This is a genomic window from Streptomyces sp. NPDC054847, from assembly GCF_053610925.1.
Genome location: NZ_JBSGZJ010000008.1, coordinates 1 through 17,351 on the forward strand (window position 1 = coordinate 1; position 17,351 = coordinate 17,351).

The following is a 17,351-nucleotide window of genomic DNA, read 5'->3' on the forward strand; positions in this document are numbered from 1 at the left end:
GTCGGTGGCGGGTGCGACGATGATCCCCGCCTCCCACCCGGAGGCGCCGTAGGGAGGCGGGGAGCGTGAACGGGCCACTCGAGCCAGGGGTCTACCTGGTGCGCAACGTCGGCAGCGGGCTGCTGCTGGAGGTGTTCGGGGGACGCGGCGGCAGCGGCGTCAACGTCCAGCAGGGCAAGGAGAACGGTTCGCCCGCCCAGCAGTGGCGGATCGAGCCCGTGCCCAACGGCAACGGGCTGTACCACTTCGTCAATGTGGCCGGTGGCAAACGCCTCGACGTGGCGAACGCCTCCACGGAGAACGGCGCCAACGTCCAGCAGTGGAAGGCGAACAACTTCGGCGCCCAGGAGTGGATCGTCGAACAGCATCTCGACTCGCCGGGCACGGTGACCATCGTCAGCTTCATCAGCGGACTGCTGCTGGAGGTGGCCGACGGCTCGGGCGAGGACGGGGCGAACGTCCAGCAGTGGGAGGACACCGACTCCCCCGGCCAGTGGTGGCGGTTGGAGCCGGTGCACTCCTGACGGGCCGCACCCGGGTCGGGCCGCGGCCCCCGCGTCCCTTCGGTCCCGGTGTCCGTTCAGTCCTTACGGGCCGTGAACACGGTGCGCGCGGCCAGCATGTAAGCGTCGGACCGCCGCAGCAGCCCTTCGGGGTCCTCGGGGTCGAGCAGCCGGTCCAGGACCGCGATGTCCTCGTCCGGCAGCAGCCCCTCGACCAGCCGGCGCTGCCACGCGAAGGCGGACAGCAGCTGCGCCCGCACCGCCGCCGGCACGGGCGCCGGGATGTCGAGGAGGAAGGAGCGCGTACCGCTCGGCGTCAGCCCCGACGCGGCGAGCAGTGCCCGCCAGTCCTCGACCTCGTCCTTCGCACCGGGCAGCTCCGACCGCATCCGCGCGAACCACTCGTCGACGGCGGCACCGACCCGGCTCTCCAGGCCGGGCCTGCCGATCCCGAAGTCGCGCGGCAGATGGCGGGCCGGCAGCCCGCCCTCGAGTACGGCGACCAGACCGCCCGGTCGCACCAGGCGGGCCAGTGCCCCGAGCACGGCACGCTGGTCGCCCAGGTGGTGCACGGATCCCGCCGCCCAGACGAGGTCCGCCTCACCCAGGTCCGCGATGCCCTCGGGCAGTTCGGCGAGATGTGTACGGACGCGGTCGGCCTGGCCGTTGCGGGCGGCGCGCGCCTGTGCCCGTTCCAGCAGGGGCGCGGCGGCGTCCACGGCGACGACCTCGGCGTACGGGAACGCCTCCGCCAGCAGCCCGGTGATCACTCCGGGGCCGCTGCCGATGTCGAGAACGCGCCGGACGCCGCCGGCCGGTACCAGCTCGCGCAGCCAGTCGGCCGTCTGCCGGTACATGGGGCTCTGCAGCTCCGCACCCTGCTCCAGCAGTTGCGCGTGCTCGTCCCAGTCGATGTGTGTGGAGTCGTGGTGATGGCTCATGGGCACAGAGTGGACCGGGACCTGCGGTTACGGCGAGCTTTGTTGCCGTTCCGGCAAAGCGCCACCCGTTCGGTGCTCCTGCGGGCTGATGCCCCGTACCCGCTTGAAGGCGGCACTCAGCGCGAACGAGCCGCTGTAGCCGACCTTCCTGGCCACCGTCTCCACCGTCGCGTCGCTCTCGCGCAGCAGGTCGGCGGCGAGCGCGAGCCGCCAGCCGGTGAGGTAGGCCATCGGCGGCTCGCCGACGAGGTCGTTGAAGCGCCGGGCGAGCGCCGCCCGGGAGACCCCGCACTCGGCGGCCAGCGTCGCGACGGTCCACGGGCGGGCCGGACCGTCCTGGATCAGCCGCAGCGCCTGCCCGACCACGGGGTCGCCCATGGCCCGGTACCAGGCGGGGGCCTCCGCGTCAGGGCGGGAGAACCAGGTGCGCAGCACGGCGATCAGCAGCAGGTCCAGGACGCGGTCGAGCACCACGCTCTGGCCGGGGTCGTCGCGGGCGATCTCCTCGTCGAGCACGGTCATCAGCGGGTGGTTCCACACCTCGGCCGACAGATGCAGCAGCGGCGGCAGCGCGTCCAGCAGCCGGCCGCTGACCTCGCCCTTCATCTGGTAGGTGCCGATCAGCATGGACGTCGAGCCGTCGGGCGCGTTGCCCCAGGTCCGCACGCCGAGCCGCATGGCCTGGGCGAGCGGTTCCCCCTGGAGGGTGTGGCAGGTGCCGCCGGGTCCGATCCTGGCCTGCGGCTCCGCGCCGGGCGCGTGGGAGACCGTGTACGGCTCAGGTCCGCGGGCGATCGCCACGTCGCCGGGCCGCAGCAGCACCGGTTCGCCGGAGGCCGGGGCGATCCATGATTCCCCCTGGGTGACGCACATGAGGCAGAGCGGGGCCTCGTCGTCGATGTGCACGGACCACGGCGGCTCCATCACCATGCGCAGCAGAAAAGCCCCCCTGGCCCGCGGCCCGTCCAGAAGTCCGGCGAGAGCGTCCATGGCCACCAGCGTAGACGGACGCGTATGCCGGCAGGGCCGCGACACCTGCCGACGGCACCGGCGACGGCGTGCGGGGCTCCCGCCGCGTCAGCCTTCCTTGCGGAACGCCCGCAGGGTGTACGACGGATCGGGGCGGCGGGAGTCCTGGCCGGGCAGCAGGGCCAGCTCCGAGGCGAGCGCGCGGGCCGTCGCGCCGTCCGCGTCGGTGAACCAGGAGCGGAAGCGTCCCGCCGAAAGGGCTGAGGCGGCGCCGCGGGGTGTGCGGCCCTGGCCGTGTCCGGCGAACCGCGCTCCGCCCGCGGGCCGCAGGCCGTGCGCCGCGGCGTACGCCTCGATCCTGTCGGCGCGGTCGGAGGCGGCGGCGAAGGAGCGGTGGGGGCGCAGGACGGTGTCGATGTCGCTGTCCACGTCGTGACCGGCGTCCTTGTCGACGGTGGTGACGAACACCCCGCCGGGCCTGAGCACCCGGGCGGCCTCCGCGACGACCGCCGCGGACCGGGGGACGAGGTGCAGCAGCCACACGGCGCTGACCGCGTCAACGGCCCCGTCGCGCAGCGGCAGACGCCGTACGTCGCCGAGGACCACGGAGCCGCCGATGCGGCCCGTGGCCTTGCGGGCCATACCGTACGCCCCGTCGCAGCCGAACACCCGCAGCCCGGGGCGGCGCAGCCGTTCGGTCACCAGGCCGGTGCCGCAGCCGATGTCGAGCAGCGTGCGCGCCCGGTCCGGCACCAGGCCGAGGACCGCCGCGGCGGCGGCCTCCGCCCTGGGCACGCCACCACGGGTGGCGTCGTACGCGTCGGCTTCGAGGTCGTAGTCCAGCATGATCCGAAGCATGCCGGACCGGCGGGCGGGACGGTGCTGTTTTCGCGTCCCGCCTCAGTTCGCCCCGTGGGCCGGGGCGATCTCCTCGACGCGCTCGGCCAGGGCGAAGTCGCGTTCCGTCAGGGCGTTCACATCGTGCGACTGGACGGTCAGGGCGACCGAGTTGTAGCCGAGGGTGAGGTCGGAGTGGTGGTTCAGCTCCTCCTGGATCTGGGCGATGTGGACGACCAGGGCGGTCGCCGCGAAGTGCGAGTCGAGGCGGTAGGAGCGGGCGATCCTGTCGCCTTCCAGGGACCAGCCGGGAAGCTCCCGGAGCCGGTCCTCGATCTCCTTCTGCGACAGCGGCTCTGTGGGCATGGCCAGGATCCTTCCGGCAGGGGGCGGCGGACGGGAACACCATAGATCCGATGCCCGATAAATCGGGTGCCCGCACGGGCCACGCTGTGTACGTTCCACCGAGTGGAACCATTGACCGACAAACAGATCCGTGCCTCCTTCGTGAACTGCACCAAGGGTGAGGCGACGCGTATGCGCCTGCCCGCCGACTTCGCCGAACTCCCCTGGCCCGACCTGGACTTCCTGGGCTGGGTCGACCCTGGAGCGCCGCTGAAGGCGCACCTGGTGCTGCCGCGGGAGGAGGGACCGGTCGGCATCACGCTCCGAGTCCCGTCCACCGGACGGACCAGTGCGGTGAAATCGAGCATGTGCCAGGCGTGCCTCACCGCCCACGCCTCGTCGGGGGTGACCCTGTTCGCGGCGCCGCTGGCCGGCGCGGCGGGCCGGGAGGGGAACACGGTCGGCACGTATCTGTGCGCCGATCTGGCCTGCTCGCTGTACATCCGCGGCAAGCGGCAGCCGAAGCTGCGGCACGGACGCTACGAGGAGAACCTCACTTTGGAGGAGCAGATCGACCGGACCACGGGCAACCTGTGGGCCTTCGCCGACAAGGTGCTCGGCCTGCGCTGACCAGCCGGGCCGGGCGACGCCCGGCGGCCGGCGGTCGGTCCGCGCTGCCGGGCCCGGATCAACGGCTCGCGGCGGACAGCGACCGGAGGCGGAGGAGCGACCGGGGCGGAAGGGCGCGGGGGCGGCGGATCAGCGGCCGTGCGGCGGGTCAGCGGCCCGCGGCCAGGACCTGTTCGATCGTGTCGGCCTCCGCCGCGGACTTGTCCGGCCGGTGGCGCAGCACCCGCGCGAACCGCAGGGCGACGCCCGCCGGGTAGCGCGTGGACCGCTGGAGCCCGTCGTAGGCGACCTCCACGACCAGTTCCGGCCGGACGCGGACGGTGAACCCGTCGTCCTCGACGGCCAGTTCCCCGAGCATCTCGGTCTGCCGGCGCAGCATGTCGTCGGTGAGGCCCTTGAAGGTCTTGCCGAGCATCACGAAGCCGCCGTCGGCCGAGCGGGCGCCGAGGTGGAGGTTGGAGAGCAGTCCGGTGCGCCGGCCGTGGCCCCGTTCGACGGCCAGGACCACCAGGTCCAGGGTGTGGACCGGCTTGACCTTGAGCCAGGAGCGGCCGCGGCGGCCGGCGCTGTACGGCGCGTCCAGTGCCTTGACGAGGACACCCTCGTGCCCACGGTCCAGGGTCGCGGTGAAGAACTCCTCCGCGGCGGCGACCTGTGCGGGGTCGGACGGGTCCTCGACGACCGTGCGCCGTACCCGCGTCGGTTCGGGGACGAGCCGGGCGAGGATCCGGTGCCGTTCACGGCCCGGCAGGTCGAGCGTCGGCTCCCCGTCGGCGGCGAGCACGTCGAAGTACACCGGGTACAGCGGCAGGGTGGTGCGGGCCGCCTCGACGTCGAGCCGCGAGCCCACGCGGGAGGCGATGTCCTGGAAGGGGACGGGCCTGCCGTCGGCGGCCATCGCGATGACCTCCCCGTCGAGGATGAACCGGTCGCCCGCCATTTCCCGGGTCTGCTGGGCCACTTCGGGCAGCCGGTGGGTGATGTCGTCGAGAGACCTGGTGAAGATCCGGACATCGGTCCCTTCGCGGTGCACCTGCACACGGATGCCGTCGAGTTTCTCCTCGACGACGCAGGCGGCACCAAGGGCCTCGACGGCTTCCGTCACGGACTTCGCGCTGTGGGCGAGCATGGGCTGCACCGGGTTGCCGACCCTCAGCCGGAACTGCTCGAGTGCCGCCGGACCGCCGGCGAGCAGCGCCGCCGCGACGCGGGGCAGCGACCCTTCCAGCATGACCGCGCGGCGCACGTCCGCCGACGGAGCTCCCGCGGCCTTCGCGACGGCCTCCAGCGCGACGGCGTCCAGTGCGCCCTGACGGACCTCCCCGGTGAGGAGCCGTACGAGGAACTCCTGCTCCTCCGCGGTGGCCGCCGACATCAGCCGGTGCACCCGGCTGCGGCGTTCCGCCTGGGCGCCGGGGCCGGAGACCTGGGCGAGGGCCGCGAGCGCGGCGTCGGTCCCGCCGACGGTGAGGGACGGCACGGAGGCGGGCGGCACGGATTCCTTGAGGACGCTCCAGCCGATGCCGATGCGGCCCTGGGGCACCCGCCCGGCCAGGTACGAGATGACCAGGGCGACATCCTCCGGCCAGGCCTCCGAGAAGAGGTCCGCCAGCGCGGCGATCTTGCGCGAACGGGCCGATGTGGCGGCCACCTCACGGGACACTTCGGCGACGCGGGCGAGCAGCATGCGGCCATCGTGCCCCGGCCGGGCGACGCACGCACCCCGGCGCCGCGCCCCGTCCGGCCCGCCCTCGGCGACCTGCCCGCAGCGCACCCCGGGGGCGTCCGCGGCGGCCGGCACGGTCTCCGGGCGGTTCACCCAACTCCCCTGCTCTTCCGTCGGTTTGACCGCTCGACGCACAGACAGGGGCCCGTCGGCCGGCTCTCTCGCGTCGCTGTGACGACGGCCGTCGCGGCTCAGGACTGCACGCCCCACACTCGCTCCGGCGCAGCCGGCCAGCACCGACCGGCGGCTACGGACGCGCGCGGCGTCGCGCACGCGATCGACCGGACGAATCCGACGGAGCAGCAGGCCCGCAACCGCGTGGCCCTGCCGGTGGGGCGGCACGCGGCGGGGTGTCCGCGGGCCGGTACCCGCTGCCGCAGGCACCAGGCTCCGCGACCGTAGACCTTGCCGACGGGACGGCACGCGAGCCGGGTGTCCGCGGGCCAGTACCCGCTGCCGCAGGCACCAGGCTCCGTGGGCGCGTGGCACTGCCAGTGGGGCGGCACGCGAGCCGCGTGTCCGCCGGCCGGTTCCCGCTGCCGCAGGCGCCGGGCTCCGTGGGAGCGCGGGGCGGCGAGTGGCCGGGACGCGCCAGCGCGCCCGGGGTAACGGCGAGTAACCCTCGTCACAGACGGGGCGGGGGATTCCACGGAACACCATTCGATGGTTTATCGTTCATCTACACGTGGATGCGAAGGGGACGCACTCCCCCGACCTCGCCGTTCGCGCGCCGGGAAGACCGTTCGACCGACGCTCCCGCGGAGCGCGTCACCCGGTGGCGACCGACGTTCGCACCACACCCAGTGACCGCCCCGGCCGGAAACCCCCGTCCGGCCGGGGCCTCCCCTTCCCCGCCCGCCGGACTCCCGGCCGGCAGCGCGCGGATCCGGTTTCCGGATACCCGCCCGTAACCCGCCCCCGGTCCCAAATACACGGATATGCGGTGGCGCAAAACCCTAGCCATCCTGGCTCAATCGTTTCAGTCTTGGTGATGCAGGTCACACGCGCCACTGGCGTCGCTCGCGGGCACGGCCTGCCCGGGACGACGTACGTGCACGAGAGCGGAACCGCGCAGCAGCAGAGGAGCGAGCGATGTCATCGACCATCGAGCAATCCGTCCGGGCCCGTCTCATCAGCGATGCGCCCCACTCCCTGTCCGTGCCGGTGGTTCTGCGCTACTGCGACACCGACCCGTTCGCCGTCCGCATGGTCTTCCCTCCGGAGGCATGCCTGAACGACACCGGCGTGACCTGGACCTTCGCCCGCAGCCTGCTCGACGCGGGACTGCGCGCACCGACCGGCGACGGCGATGTGCACGTCTGGCCCTGCGGACGCGTGCAGACCATGATCGAACTGCGTTCGCCGGAGGGCGTCGCGCTGCTCCAGCTCGACACGGCCGGCCTGCGCCGGTTCCTGGTCCGCTCGTACGCGACCGTGCCGGCCGGCAACGAGGCGGCGGCCCTCGACATCGAACGCGCCCTCGCGGCGCTGCTGGGCAACGCCCGGGGCTGAGTCACCGATGGCCGGCGTACTACGGTCTGGCTATGACAACTGTCGCGTCCGGTACGGGAGTAGGGCCGCTGCTGCGCGGCTGGCGCGAGCGCCGGCGGTTGAGCCAGCTCGAACTGGCTCTGCGCGCCGGCTCCTCCGCCCGCCACATCAGCTTCGTCGAGACGGGCCGCTCCCGCCCCAGCGAGGACATGGTCCTGCGCCTCGCCGAGCATCTCGACATCCCGGTACGGGAACGCAACTCCCTCCTGCTGGCGGCGGGTTACGCCCCCCGGTACGCGGAGACACCGCTGGGCGACCCGGCGATGGAGGCATTGCGTGAGGGCATGGAGCAGCTCCTGAACGGCTACGAGCCGTACCCCGCGCTGGTCGTCGACGGCACGTACAACGTGCTCGCCGCGAACCGGGGGATCGCGATGCTGCTCGACAGCCTGCCGGAGCACCTGCTCGCCCCGCCGCTGAACGCCATGCGGATCACTCTGCACCCCGAGGGTCTCGCGCCCCGGATCCGCAATCTGCGCCAGTGGCGCGCGCATCTGCTGGCCCAGATGGAGCGGCAGATCGCGTTGGCCCGCTCCGACGCGCTGCGCGCGCTGTACGACGAGGTCGCGGCCTATCCGCTGCCGGAAGCCGGCGACGACGCGCACACGGGCCTCGCGGAGGACGAGAGCGAGGCAGGGGAAGCACCGTTCCCGTACTTCGCTCTGCCGCTGCGGATCGAGCACGAGGGCCGGGTCCTCTCCTTCGTGTCGTCGATCTCGACCTTCAACACGCCCATGGACGTGACCGTCGCCGAGCTGGCCATCGAGACGCTGCTCCCGGCCGACCCGGCGACGGTGAAGTACCTGCAGTCGCTCACGCCGTAGTGGTCGCGCGCAGCGCGGACCACTGGACGACGGCGAAGCCGGCGACGGTCAGCGCCTGGACCACGGCCCAGGCTGCGCCCACGGCGGTGGGATCGAGCCACAGCACCAGAGCGGCGAGGCTGAGCACCGACCACAGGATGTTCGTGTCGACGACCAGGGTGACCGCGGCCCTCGGCGGCCGGGGGCGGGCGGCGAGCACTCCGACGAACGCCGCGTAGGCGGTCAGGAAAAGACCGAGGCCGAGCAAGAGTGTGGCGTCGACTCCGAGGAGCCGCCCGAGCGGCCCCGAAGCGGCCGCATAGGCAAGGCCGTTGGCGCCGGTCACGGCGGCGTCGGCTGCGAGGAACCGGCGCAGCATGGTCTGCGGCTCGGTGGTACGGGAGATGTTGGCGAGCAGGGTGGCGGACATGGCGGATCAGCCTCCGTCGAGGTTGCGGGCTGGTCGTGGGCCCGGAGCCCGGACGGAGTGCGCCGCCCGGGTCCCGGTGCTCACAGACTGCCCTGCGCCCCATGCGGAGGTCGATTACGCCGGAGGTAATGCGGCAGCGGACAGGACGACATCCAGAGGGAGCCAACCCAAGTGATTTGCCGCTTCGAGCACCGAGCCGGCGGACACGCTGACCCCTGCATCTGGCACGGCTGTGGCACGGCGGCCTGTTCGGTTCGAAGCAACTCAAACGGGGCTCTCGGGCGATGACATCCAAGCGAAAGCGTCGGCTGTTCGGGCAGCCAGCGATCCGCACCGCCAAGAATCGGTTATCTCGGTCCAGCGGTCGAGGCGGGCGCTACGCGCGCCGTGCTCTGCTGCTTGGTCATAGTAGAGAGTGAACTTGTAGACCCTGCCTTCCTCGGAAATCACCCGGCCGTCCTCGTGATCGGGACCTTCCTGCAAGAGGTCGACGACGATCGTTCGGTCCGGATCAAGTCCCTGGGCCTTCAGAAGCTCCCGCAACCGGCTCCACAGGTCGTAGTCGCTGGTCCGCAGGAGATCGGTGTACTGAACGACGATGCTTGACACCATGACCCCATGATCGGTCCGGCATGCGGCGAAGGGAAGCCGGCCGCTGAGATGCCGGCGGTAGGCCATCAGCTTGGGAAGCTGCGATCGTTCACGGACGGTTCGAGCGCTGAACGGGGCGAACGTACGGCCCTCTGACCCCAACATCCCACCCGTGTCAGGAGATCCGAGAATCAGTGCCTAGTCCCGGGTGCCTCGCCAGTCCAGGCAGACCACGGTGGCGTCGTCGTGCAGGACACCTTGTTGGGCATGTAGGACGGCCTGGGTGAGCGCGTGAACGGCCTGGCGAGGATGCAGATCGCGGGTGGCCTTGATCAGGGCGGGAAGGTCATCGGCGGCGGCGTTGCGCTCGAGCATGCCATCGGTGACCAGGATGAGGCGGTCACCTGGTTGCAGCTGGAGGGACTGGACGCGGTGCGGGTGCGGCAGGGGGGCGCCGAAGGGCGGATCGATGTTGGGAGTGATGTGATCGAGGCGTCCCCCGCGCAGGCGCCAGGGCCAGGGGTGGCCGGCGTTGACGAACTCGGCGCTTCCCGTCTGCAGGTCGATGCGCAAGAGCTGGCCGGTGACCAATGGGCCGAGGACGCCGTGGTCGAGCAGGGCCTGATGGGCCTGCCGGGCCTGTTCGGCGAGGTCGGCTCCACTGCGCCGGGCACTGCGCAGAGCGCCGACAAGCAGGGTGGCCATGAGAGCGGCACGGACGTTGTGGCCCATGGCATCGGTGATGGACACATGAAGGGTGTGTCGGTCGAGGGAGTGATCGAAGGTGTCACCGGCGATCGTCTCGGCCGGGATCAGCTCGCCGGAGATCGTGAACTGCGGTGCTTCGCAGGTGAGGCTGTCGGGAAGGAGAGTGTTCTGGATCTCGGCGGCCAGGTTCACCGGGAGGGTGCGGCGACCCCACTGGTACAGGTCGGTGAAACGGCGATTGGCGATGAGGATGTAGGCCAGAGCATGGGCCGCTTCGGTCATTGTCTGCACAGTTGCGGGTTCGGGGGCTTCAGGGAGGAGGACTTCAAGAAGCCCGATGGCGTCCCCGCGGTTGGTCACTGGGGCCACGATCTGGACCTGTCTGTCGTTCTCCGGGGCTGGGCGGACGGACACCCGCTGGTCGCGCAGTACCTGTTCATAGATGGTGCCGGGCAACTTGATGTGCTCCCGTTCCTCGGCGGCGTCGGCGTTGCTCAGACGCACGACGGCGTTGCCGGTGAAGTCAGTGATCAGGAAGGACACGGATCGCGCGTCCAGGCTCCTCGCCAACGCGAAAGCGACCGCCTCGGCCGACTCAACGGGCATCCTTGCCTCTGCCGCAGCAAGCAGTCCGGCCAGCCCTGCAGAACCCTCGACCATGTCCGGCTCCTTTCAGTGGATCCGCTCAGAGGCCACTCGCGTGCTGTGTGCACCCCCGGGCGGCACCCGTCATGCGACGCAACACAGCGTTATCCCGCCAGACGGGCCAAACCCCCATTACGCCGCCAGCGGCATGTCACACACCGTCCGCCGCACACCGCGGGGTGTCCGATCACGGCATCCCGATCGAGGTCATCGCCCGCGTCGTCGGCCGCAGCGGCACAGCAGTGACCGAACGCGTCTACCGCAAGCAATTCCGCCCGGTCATCAAGGAGGGAGCTGAAGCCATGGAGCACATCTTCAAGTCCGACGAGTCCCCGTCCGCTGACGGCTGAGCGAATGCCTGATTCAGAGCAACATGGCTCCCCTTATGGCTCCCCCTGCCTGATACGCATCAATGCATCTGCCGCTTGACCAGGCCGAACGCCAGGCAGGCAGGGGGGAATCCGGATTGCGCCGGAGGTAATGACGGTCAGGCGCCCGGGACGATCACCGTGACGCCCGTGCCGGACGCGGTCCCGAGCGCCGTCAGGGCGTCCGGTACGGCGTCGAGGCCTATTTCCTTGGTGACCAGGAGGTCGGGCCGCAGGGCGCCGGAGGCGACCATGGCCATCATCTCCGGGTAGGCGTGGGCCGCCATGCCGTGGCTGCCGAGGATCTCCAGCTCGAGGGCGACCACCCGGTCCATGGGCAGTTCGACGCCCGACGGGAGGAGGCCGACCTGCACGTGCCGGCCCTGCCTGCGCAGGCTCTGCACCGAGTTCACGCAGGTCACCGGCGCGCCGAGGGCATCCAGTGAGAGGTGTGCGCCGCCTCCGGTCAGATCACGCAGCGCCGCGCCGACCTCGCCCTCGGCGAGCTCGGAGGCGTCCAGGCAGACCTCCGCGCCGAAGGTACGGGCCAGTTCCAGCGCGCCCGGCGAGACGTCCACGGCGACGACCCGGGCCCCGCAGGCCGCGGCGATCATCACCGCGGAGAGGCCCACTCCGCCGCAGCCGTGCACCGCGACCCACTCCCCCGGCCGTACCCGCCCCTGGCCCGCCACCGCGCGGAAGGCGGTGGCGAAGCGGCAGCCGAGGCTCGCGGCGGTGGTGAACGACATGCTCTCCGGCAGCGCCACCAGGTTGGTGTCCGCGTGACGGAGCGGGACGAACTCGGCGAAGGAGCCCCAGTGCGTGAACCCCGGCTGCTCCTGGCGTTCGCACACCTGCTGGTTGCCGTCGGCGCAGGCGGCGCACCGCCCGCAGGCGCAGATGAACGGCACGGTCACCCGGTCGCCGGGGCTCCAGCGGACGACGTCCGGGCCGACGGAGTGGACCACGCCCGCCAGTTCGTGTCCGGGGACGTGCGGAGTGGCTATGCCCTCGTCGTGGCCCATCCAGCCGTGCCAGTCGCTGCGGCACAGCCCCGTCGCCCCGACCCGGACGACGACGCCGTCGGGCGACGGCCGCGGGTCCGGGACCTCGCGTACTACCGGCCTTCCACCGAACTCGTCGAATACGACTGCGCGCACGTGCCACTCTCCTCGGTTCCTGCGGCCCTGGTCCTGCGGGCCGACATCCAGGCGTACACCAGCACCCCGGCGAAGAGGAACAGCACCCCCTGGTAGACGGCCTCGTAACCGGAGCCGGCGACCAGCCACATGGAGAATCCGAAGGCCGCGGCGGCGAGGACCGCGTCGCGCACGAGGCGCCGCCGGTCCACCCTCTCCGGCCGGCCGGAGAGCAGGTAGTAGATCTGGGCGGCGGTCGCCAGCAGGTAGGGCACGGTGGCGGTGAAGGTGGTGACGAGGACCAGGATCTCGAAGACCCGCTGCGATCCCGCGGTGTAGTTGTAGATGGTCAGCAGCGACGCGAGGACGACGGTGACGAGGACGCCGGCGGTCGGCACACCGCGCCGCTTGGTGGCGAACACCGGGGGGAACAGGCCGTCCTTCGCCGCCGCGTACGGGGTCTGGGCGCTGAGCAGGGTCCAGCCGTTGAGGGCGCCGACCATGGAGACCAGTGCGGCCAGGGCGACGACGGTGCCTCCCCAGCTGCCGCCGAACATGGAGTCGACCGCGTCGCTGAAGGGCGCGGTGGAGCCGACGAGCTCGTCGTGTGCGACGGTGCCGAAGACGGCGAGGGTGCCGAGCAGGTAGATGCCGGCGGCCGCGGCGGTGCCGAGGACGGTGGCCCGGCCGACGTTGCGCGCGGGGTCCTTGACCTCGCCGGCGCTGACCGCGGCGGACTCGACGCCCAGGTAGCTGAAGAGCAGGATGGCGGCGGACGCGGAGACCGCTCCGGCCGCGCTGTGGTCACCGGCCTGGAAGGGGCCGAGGTTGTCGGTGTCGAAGAAGAACAGCCCGCCGACGGCGACGAGCAGCAGCGGCACGAACTTCAGCACGGTGGAGACTAGCTGGACGGCGCCGACGTAGCGGGTGCCGGCCAGGTTGGCGAGCGCGGGCAGCCACTGCAGGACCAGCGCGGCGGCGATGGTGGCCGCCGTGGAGTGCTGGACGGGTATCAGCACGTCGAGGTAGCCCACGGCGGCGACGGCGAGGGCCGCGTTGGAGACCCAGGTGGTGATCCAGTACGACCAGGCGGCGAGGAAGCCGGCGAAGTCGCCGAACGCCTCGCGGGCGTAGACGTACGGGCCGCCGGTCCTGGGGTGCCGCTCCGCGAGCCGGCCGAAGACGAGGGCGAGCGCGATCGCTCCGGCGGTGAGGACCACGAACGCGACCAGGCTGATGGTGCCGAACGGGGCGACGGACGCGGGGAGCAGGAAGATGCCGCCGCCGATGATGTTGCCCATGACCAGGGCCGTGGCGACGGGCAGCCCGAACCTGCGGGCATGCCTGTTCTGTGGTGCTTGGGTGGTCATGGGGTGTGCGGCCTCTTCCGGTGCGCGGCGGTGTCGGGGACCGGGACATGTTCCGGCATGGGAGAGGCTGCGGAGAAATCACCCGTTTTTGTCCGGCACGACTCCCCCGTCAACCGGAATTTCTTCTTCCGTTTCGCTGTCCGGCCGGGAAACCTGCACCGTCCCGATCGGGATCTGCGGGCCTTCCCCCTCCCGCAGCCAGCGGCGCAGCACCCGGTGCACCTGTTCCGCGCCGATCAGGTCGTCCCCTGGAGGGACCGGCGGGGACAGTTCGAACGGCGACAGCAGGAACGCCTGCGACTGCTCCCCGCCGAGCCCTCCGTGCGACCCGATCTGCTCCTCGAAGGCGTGCACGACACCCGTCCTCGGGTCGTGCATCGAGTTGACCATGATGTCCGCGACGTGGGGGAACGAGTCGGTGCGGCGCACTGCGTCGGCCGCGCCGGGCCCGAAACCGGCCAGCGGTCCGGCGTCGTCCTTCAGCGCTTCGACGGGCACCTCCGTGCCGTCCGGGCCGAGCACCACGGAGCCGTACATTTCGCTGCGCACCAGCAGGAAGCCGATGCCCGGATGGTTGGCGAGAGTCGGCAGCAGCGCCGGATGGCGGCGGCGGATCTCCTCCTGGCTCATGCGGTACGGCACGTCGGGGAACGAGATCAGGGCCAGGTTCCCCGAGGCGAGCACGATCGGGTCTGAGCCCGTCGCCGGACGCTCCTCACCGTCCCCGGCCGGCTGCCGGTGCAGCGCGGTCCGCAGCGCGTCGCGCGCCGCGTCGCGGGCCTCCGCACCGCTCTTCGACCGCCCGGCCCGCCGCGGCACCGGCAGCCCGCAGCCGGCCCGCACCAGGTCCTTCAGCGTCAGCCCGTACGCGCCCTCGAAGGTGTCGCCCGGACTCTGGCCGTGGTCGGAGAGCAGCACGATCCGGTAGGCACGCGGCGCGTGCTCCGCGACCTTGGCGATCAGGGCGATGGACCGGTCCAGCCGCTCCAGCACCGCGAAGGCGTCCCCGCTGTGCGGCCCTGAGTGGTGGGCCACCTCGTCGTAGGCGACCAGATCGGCGTAGACGGCCCGGCGTCCGGCGAGCATGTCCCCCATCACGGCGGCGACCACCACATCGCGCTCGACGACGGTGGCGAACGCCCGGATGAAGGGATAGAGACCGCCACGCCCGACCCGGGGCGTGTCGCCGCGGAGCCTGGCCCTCGTCGACTGGCCGATCTCACGGCCGACCTCCGCGACGAAGGACACCGCGGTGCGCACCGCGTTGGCCGGATCGGAGAAGTACGCGAAATAGCCGGCCCGGGAACGGTTCGCCCTGCCGCGCCGGGCCGCCATCGACAGCACCAGGGCGAGCTGGTCCGCGCCACCGCTGAACAGGTTGCCTCGGCTCGCGCCGTCCACTGTCAGCAGCCCGCCGTCGCCGGTGAGCTCGATCGCCCGCCGCTGGAGCTCCCCGGCGCTCGCCGGACGGTTGCTCACCACGATCCGGCGGGTGTCCTTCTCGTACCAGCGGAACGCGGGCACGTCGTGGTTGGAGCCGTGCAGGATGCCGAGCTGACTCGCACCGGTCTGGCTCGACCAGTCGGTGCGCCAGGGCGTGAGCCGGTGTGTGGCGCCCAGCCAGCCGGCCACGGTCGGCATCACACCGCTCTCCGCGGCGCCGCGCAGTACCTCGTAGCCGACGCCGTCGAGCTGGAGGAAGACCGTGCCCGGCGGGCCCGAGCGGTCCTGTGAGGTCCTGCCGCGCCCACGGCGGTGGGCGAGCCGGTACAGCCTTCGCCGGTAGGCGTTGTCGTCGCGGACGGCGAGCGCAGTGGAGGTGGCGGAGGCGACGGCCGACATGACGGCCGCCACCACCACCGCCGTCTCCGGGTTGGCCGTGCCGCGTCCGTCGGGAACGATCCACAGGGCGATCAGCAGCAGCGAGCCGTTGAGGAAGAACACCAGCAGGCCGAGCACCAGGGCGGGTACGAGCAGCAGGGCCCGCACCACCACGGGCCAGACGAGGCCCGTGAGAAGTCCGAACGCGCCCGCACCCGAGGCCGCGGTGACCGCGGTCCGGGTGGCGCTGTCGCCGTCGTCGGACTGGAGCCGGAAGTCCGGCAGAAGCCCGGCCAGCGCCAGCATCGTCAGCGTCGAGACCGCCCACACGACGGTCACACGTACGACGGCGCTGCCGGCCCTGCGCCACCGCCCTTCGCCCACGCCCCTTCACCTCATCCTTCGAGCAGGACTCCAGCGTGGCACAGCGCGAAGCCGGGTCCGGCGGGGTGGCCGCACCGGGCCCGGACCGCCCGCGAAGGCCCTAGGCTCGTACGGTACGGGGGTTCTTAAGGAGGAGGCATCGCGTGCCGGTGGAGGTCACCTGGTGGGGTCATGCCACCTGCACGATCGAGGACTCCGGGGTCCGGGTGCTGACCGACCCGCTGTTCGTGCGGCGGCTGGCCCATCTGCGCAGACGCCGCGGCGAACTGCCGCCGCCGCAGGCCGCCGTAGCCGACGCGGTGCTCGTCTCCCATCTGCACTCCGATCATCTGCACCTCGCGTCGCTCGCCCGCCTGGCGCCCGGCACGCGCCTGATCCTGCCGCGCGGCGCGCCGCGTTCGGTGCCGCGGCTCGGCCGGCTCGTCCGCACGGCCGCCCTGCGGGTCACCGAGGTCGGTCCGGGCGACGAGGTACGGGTGGGGGACCTTTTCGTACGGGCCGTGCCGGCGATGCACGACGGCCGCCGGCTGCCGCTCGGGCCGCACCGCTCACCGGCGCTCGGCTTCGTCGTCAGCGGCGAGTCGCACACCTATTTCGCGGGTGACACCGGCCTGTTCGACTCGATGGCGGAAGAGGTCGGCCCCGTGGACGTGGCACTGCTGCCGGTCGGCGGCTGGGGCCCGTTCCTCGGCCACGGTCATCTGGACGCGGGCCGTGCGGCGCAGGCCGCCGCCGTGCTCGCGCCGCGGGCGGCCGTGCCCGTCCACTACGGCACATACTGGCCGATCGGGATGGACGGCATCCGGCCGCACGAGTTCTACGCGCCCGGGGACGAGTTCGCGCGCAAGGCGGCGCTGCTGGCCCCGAAGGTGGCGGTGCACCGGCTCGGACACTGCGAGCGGATCCGGCCGGAGGAGAAGCGGTGAGGACGCAGCTCGCCGAGGCGCTCGGCCAGTTGTCGGAGCTCGTACAGCAACTGCCCCCCGAGTCGACCCAGCAGGCCGTCGGCTATCCGTCGCTTTTCCTGCTGGTGGTGCTCGGCGCGCTGGTCCCGGTCGTGCCGACCGGAGCCGTGGTCTCCTCCGCCGCCGTGGTGGCCTTCCACCAGATGGCACCGCTCGCGCTGCTGTACGTCTTCCTCCTCGCCTCCGCGGCCGCGTTCCTGGGAGACGTCACCCTGTACTGGCTCGGACGGCGCGGGGTCCGCTCGAGGAACGGTTCACGGTGGCTCGCCGCCCTGCGCCGGCGCGTCGCACCCGACCGGCTGGAGCAGGCGCAGCGCAAGCTGGACGAGCACGGCGTGACGGTGCTGGTTCTCTCGCGCCTTGTGCCCGCCGGGCGCATTCCGGTCATGCTGGCGTGTCTGCTGGCCAGAATGCCGCTGCGCCGCTTCGTACGCGGCGACGTCCCGGCCTGCCTGGCGTGGGCCGCGACCTACGGTCTGATCGGCATCGTGGGCGGTTCGCTGTTCGCCGAGCCGTGGCAGGGGGTCGTCGCCGCGGTCGTGCTGACGCTGGTGATCAGCGGGGCGCCTGCCGTCTGGCGCAGACTGCGGACGGCCTACGGCTCCGACAGCCGGCCCGCCTGACC

General features: G+C 72.0%; 18 protein-coding genes. 7 read left to right on the top strand and 11 right to left on the bottom strand.

The window, feature by feature from the left end; translation table 11 throughout:
- The first annotated feature begins 65 nt into the window (after positions 1 to 65).
- Positions 66 to 524, top strand: coding sequence for an RICIN domain-containing protein (locus ACWGH4_RS02240; protein WP_453454560.1), 459 nt, complete (start codon positions 66 to 68; stop codon positions 522 to 524).
- A 56-nt stretch (positions 525 to 580) separates the two neighbouring features.
- Here ACWGH4_RS02240 and ACWGH4_RS02245 read toward each other — a convergent pair whose 3' ends face one another.
- The 4 genes from ACWGH4_RS02245 to ACWGH4_RS02260 all read right to left on the bottom strand — a co-directional run bounded on the left by ACWGH4_RS02245 (position 581) and on the right by ACWGH4_RS02260 (position 3,616).
- Entirely contained in the window at positions 581 to 1,444 is an 864-nt protein-coding gene (locus ACWGH4_RS02245; protein ID WP_453454562.1) for a class I SAM-dependent methyltransferase, read from the bottom strand.
- Positions 1,445 to 1,471: 27 nt separating this feature from the next.
- Positions 1,472 to 2,434, bottom strand: a complete 963-nt coding sequence (locus tag ACWGH4_RS02250) for an AraC family transcriptional regulator (protein WP_453454564.1) — start codon at positions 2,432 to 2,434, stop codon at positions 1,472 to 1,474.
- Between the two features lie 87 nt (positions 2,435 to 2,521).
- A complete protein-coding gene (locus ACWGH4_RS02255; protein ID WP_453454566.1) occupies positions 2,522 to 3,259 on the bottom strand; it encodes a class I SAM-dependent methyltransferase in 738 nt (245 codons plus the stop codon).
- 54 nt (positions 3,260 to 3,313) lie between these two features.
- A complete protein-coding gene (locus ACWGH4_RS02260) occupies positions 3,314 to 3,616 on the bottom strand; it encodes a 4a-hydroxytetrahydrobiopterin dehydratase (RefSeq protein WP_441261710.1) in 303 nt (100 codons plus the stop codon).
- Between the two features lie 102 nt (positions 3,617 to 3,718).
- On the opposite strand from ACWGH4_RS02260, the gene ACWGH4_RS02265 reads away from it, so the two are divergent.
- Positions 3,719 to 4,225, top strand: a complete 507-nt coding sequence (locus tag ACWGH4_RS02265; protein ID WP_037773270.1) for an FBP domain-containing protein — start codon at positions 3,719 to 3,721, stop codon at positions 4,223 to 4,225.
- 148 nt (positions 4,226 to 4,373) lie between these two features.
- Here ACWGH4_RS02265 and ACWGH4_RS02270 read toward each other — a convergent pair whose 3' ends face one another.
- Positions 4,374 to 5,912 carry an ATP-dependent DNA ligase gene (locus ACWGH4_RS02270; RefSeq protein ID WP_453454569.1) on the bottom strand — a complete coding sequence of 513 codons (1,539 nt, stop codon included), beginning with the start codon at positions 5,910 to 5,912 and terminating at the stop codon, positions 4,374 to 4,376.
- Between the two features lie 1,131 nt (positions 5,913 to 7,043).
- Between ACWGH4_RS02270 and ACWGH4_RS02275 the strand changes: the two genes are divergently transcribed.
- Entirely contained in the window at positions 7,044 to 7,463 is a 420-nt protein-coding gene (locus ACWGH4_RS02275; protein ID WP_441261707.1) for an SsgA family sporulation/cell division regulator, read from the top strand.
- Positions 7,464 to 7,495: 32 nt separating this feature from the next.
- The gene (locus ACWGH4_RS02280) at positions 7,496 to 8,326 is read left to right on the top strand and encodes a helix-turn-helix domain-containing protein (protein WP_453454571.1); all 831 of its coding nucleotides are present in this window, start codon (positions 7,496 to 7,498) and stop codon (positions 8,324 to 8,326) included.
- Here the strand turns inward: ACWGH4_RS02280 and ACWGH4_RS02285 are convergent.
- The 3 genes from ACWGH4_RS02285 to ACWGH4_RS02295 form a co-directional block, all read right to left on the bottom strand.
- Positions 8,316 to 8,735: a hypothetical protein gene (locus tag ACWGH4_RS02285; protein ID WP_453454572.1), complete on the bottom strand. Its 420-nt coding sequence runs from the start codon at positions 8,733 to 8,735 to the stop codon at positions 8,316 to 8,318. The two genes, ACWGH4_RS02280 and ACWGH4_RS02285, sit on opposite strands and share 11 nt — an antisense overlap.
- A gap of 264 nt (positions 8,736 to 8,999) precedes the next feature.
- A complete protein-coding gene (locus tag ACWGH4_RS02290; protein WP_453454574.1) occupies positions 9,000 to 9,347 on the bottom strand; it encodes a hypothetical protein in 348 nt (115 codons plus the stop codon).
- A gap of 177 nt (positions 9,348 to 9,524) precedes the next feature.
- Positions 9,525 to 10,694, bottom strand: a complete 1,170-nt coding sequence (locus ACWGH4_RS02295) for a PP2C family protein-serine/threonine phosphatase (protein WP_453454576.1) — start codon at positions 10,692 to 10,694, stop codon at positions 9,525 to 9,527.
- Between the two features lie 164 nt (positions 10,695 to 10,858).
- On the opposite strand from ACWGH4_RS02295, the gene ACWGH4_RS02300 reads away from it, so the two are divergent.
- The gene (locus tag ACWGH4_RS02300; RefSeq protein WP_453454577.1) at positions 10,859 to 11,029 is read left to right on the top strand and encodes a hypothetical protein; all 171 of its coding nucleotides are present in this window, start codon (positions 10,859 to 10,861) and stop codon (positions 11,027 to 11,029) included.
- Between the two features lie 137 nt (positions 11,030 to 11,166).
- Here ACWGH4_RS02300 and ACWGH4_RS02305 read toward each other — a convergent pair whose 3' ends face one another.
- The 3 genes from ACWGH4_RS02305 to ACWGH4_RS02315 all read right to left on the bottom strand — a co-directional run bounded on the left by ACWGH4_RS02305 (position 11,167) and on the right by ACWGH4_RS02315 (position 15,761).
- Positions 11,167 to 12,207: a zinc-dependent alcohol dehydrogenase family protein gene (locus ACWGH4_RS02305; RefSeq protein ID WP_453454579.1), complete on the bottom strand. Its 1,041-nt coding sequence runs from the start codon at positions 12,205 to 12,207 to the stop codon at positions 11,167 to 11,169.
- Entirely contained in the window at positions 12,165 to 13,556 is a 1,392-nt protein-coding gene (locus ACWGH4_RS02310; RefSeq protein ID WP_453454581.1) for an amino acid permease, read from the bottom strand. The genes ACWGH4_RS02305 and ACWGH4_RS02310 overlap by 43 nt, the downstream gene beginning before the upstream one ends.
- Positions 13,557 to 13,634: 78 nt before the next feature.
- On the bottom strand, positions 13,635 to 15,761 hold the full coding sequence (locus tag ACWGH4_RS02315) for a phage holin family protein (protein ID WP_453454583.1): 2,127 nt from the start codon (positions 15,759 to 15,761) through the stop codon (positions 13,635 to 13,637).
- Positions 15,762 to 15,904: 143 nt separating this feature from the next.
- Between ACWGH4_RS02315 and ACWGH4_RS02320 the strand changes: the two genes are divergently transcribed.
- Together ACWGH4_RS02320 and ACWGH4_RS02325 are read left to right on the top strand one after the other, a co-directional pair.
- A complete protein-coding gene (locus ACWGH4_RS02320; RefSeq protein ID WP_453454584.1) occupies positions 15,905 to 16,687 on the top strand; it encodes an MBL fold metallo-hydrolase in 783 nt (260 codons plus the stop codon).
- Entirely contained in the window at positions 16,684 to 17,349 is a 666-nt protein-coding gene (locus ACWGH4_RS02325) for a DedA family protein (protein ID WP_453454586.1), read from the top strand. Before ACWGH4_RS02320 ends, ACWGH4_RS02325 begins: the two co-directional genes overlap by 4 nt.
- The last annotated feature ends 2 nt before the right edge of the window (positions 17,350 to 17,351 follow it).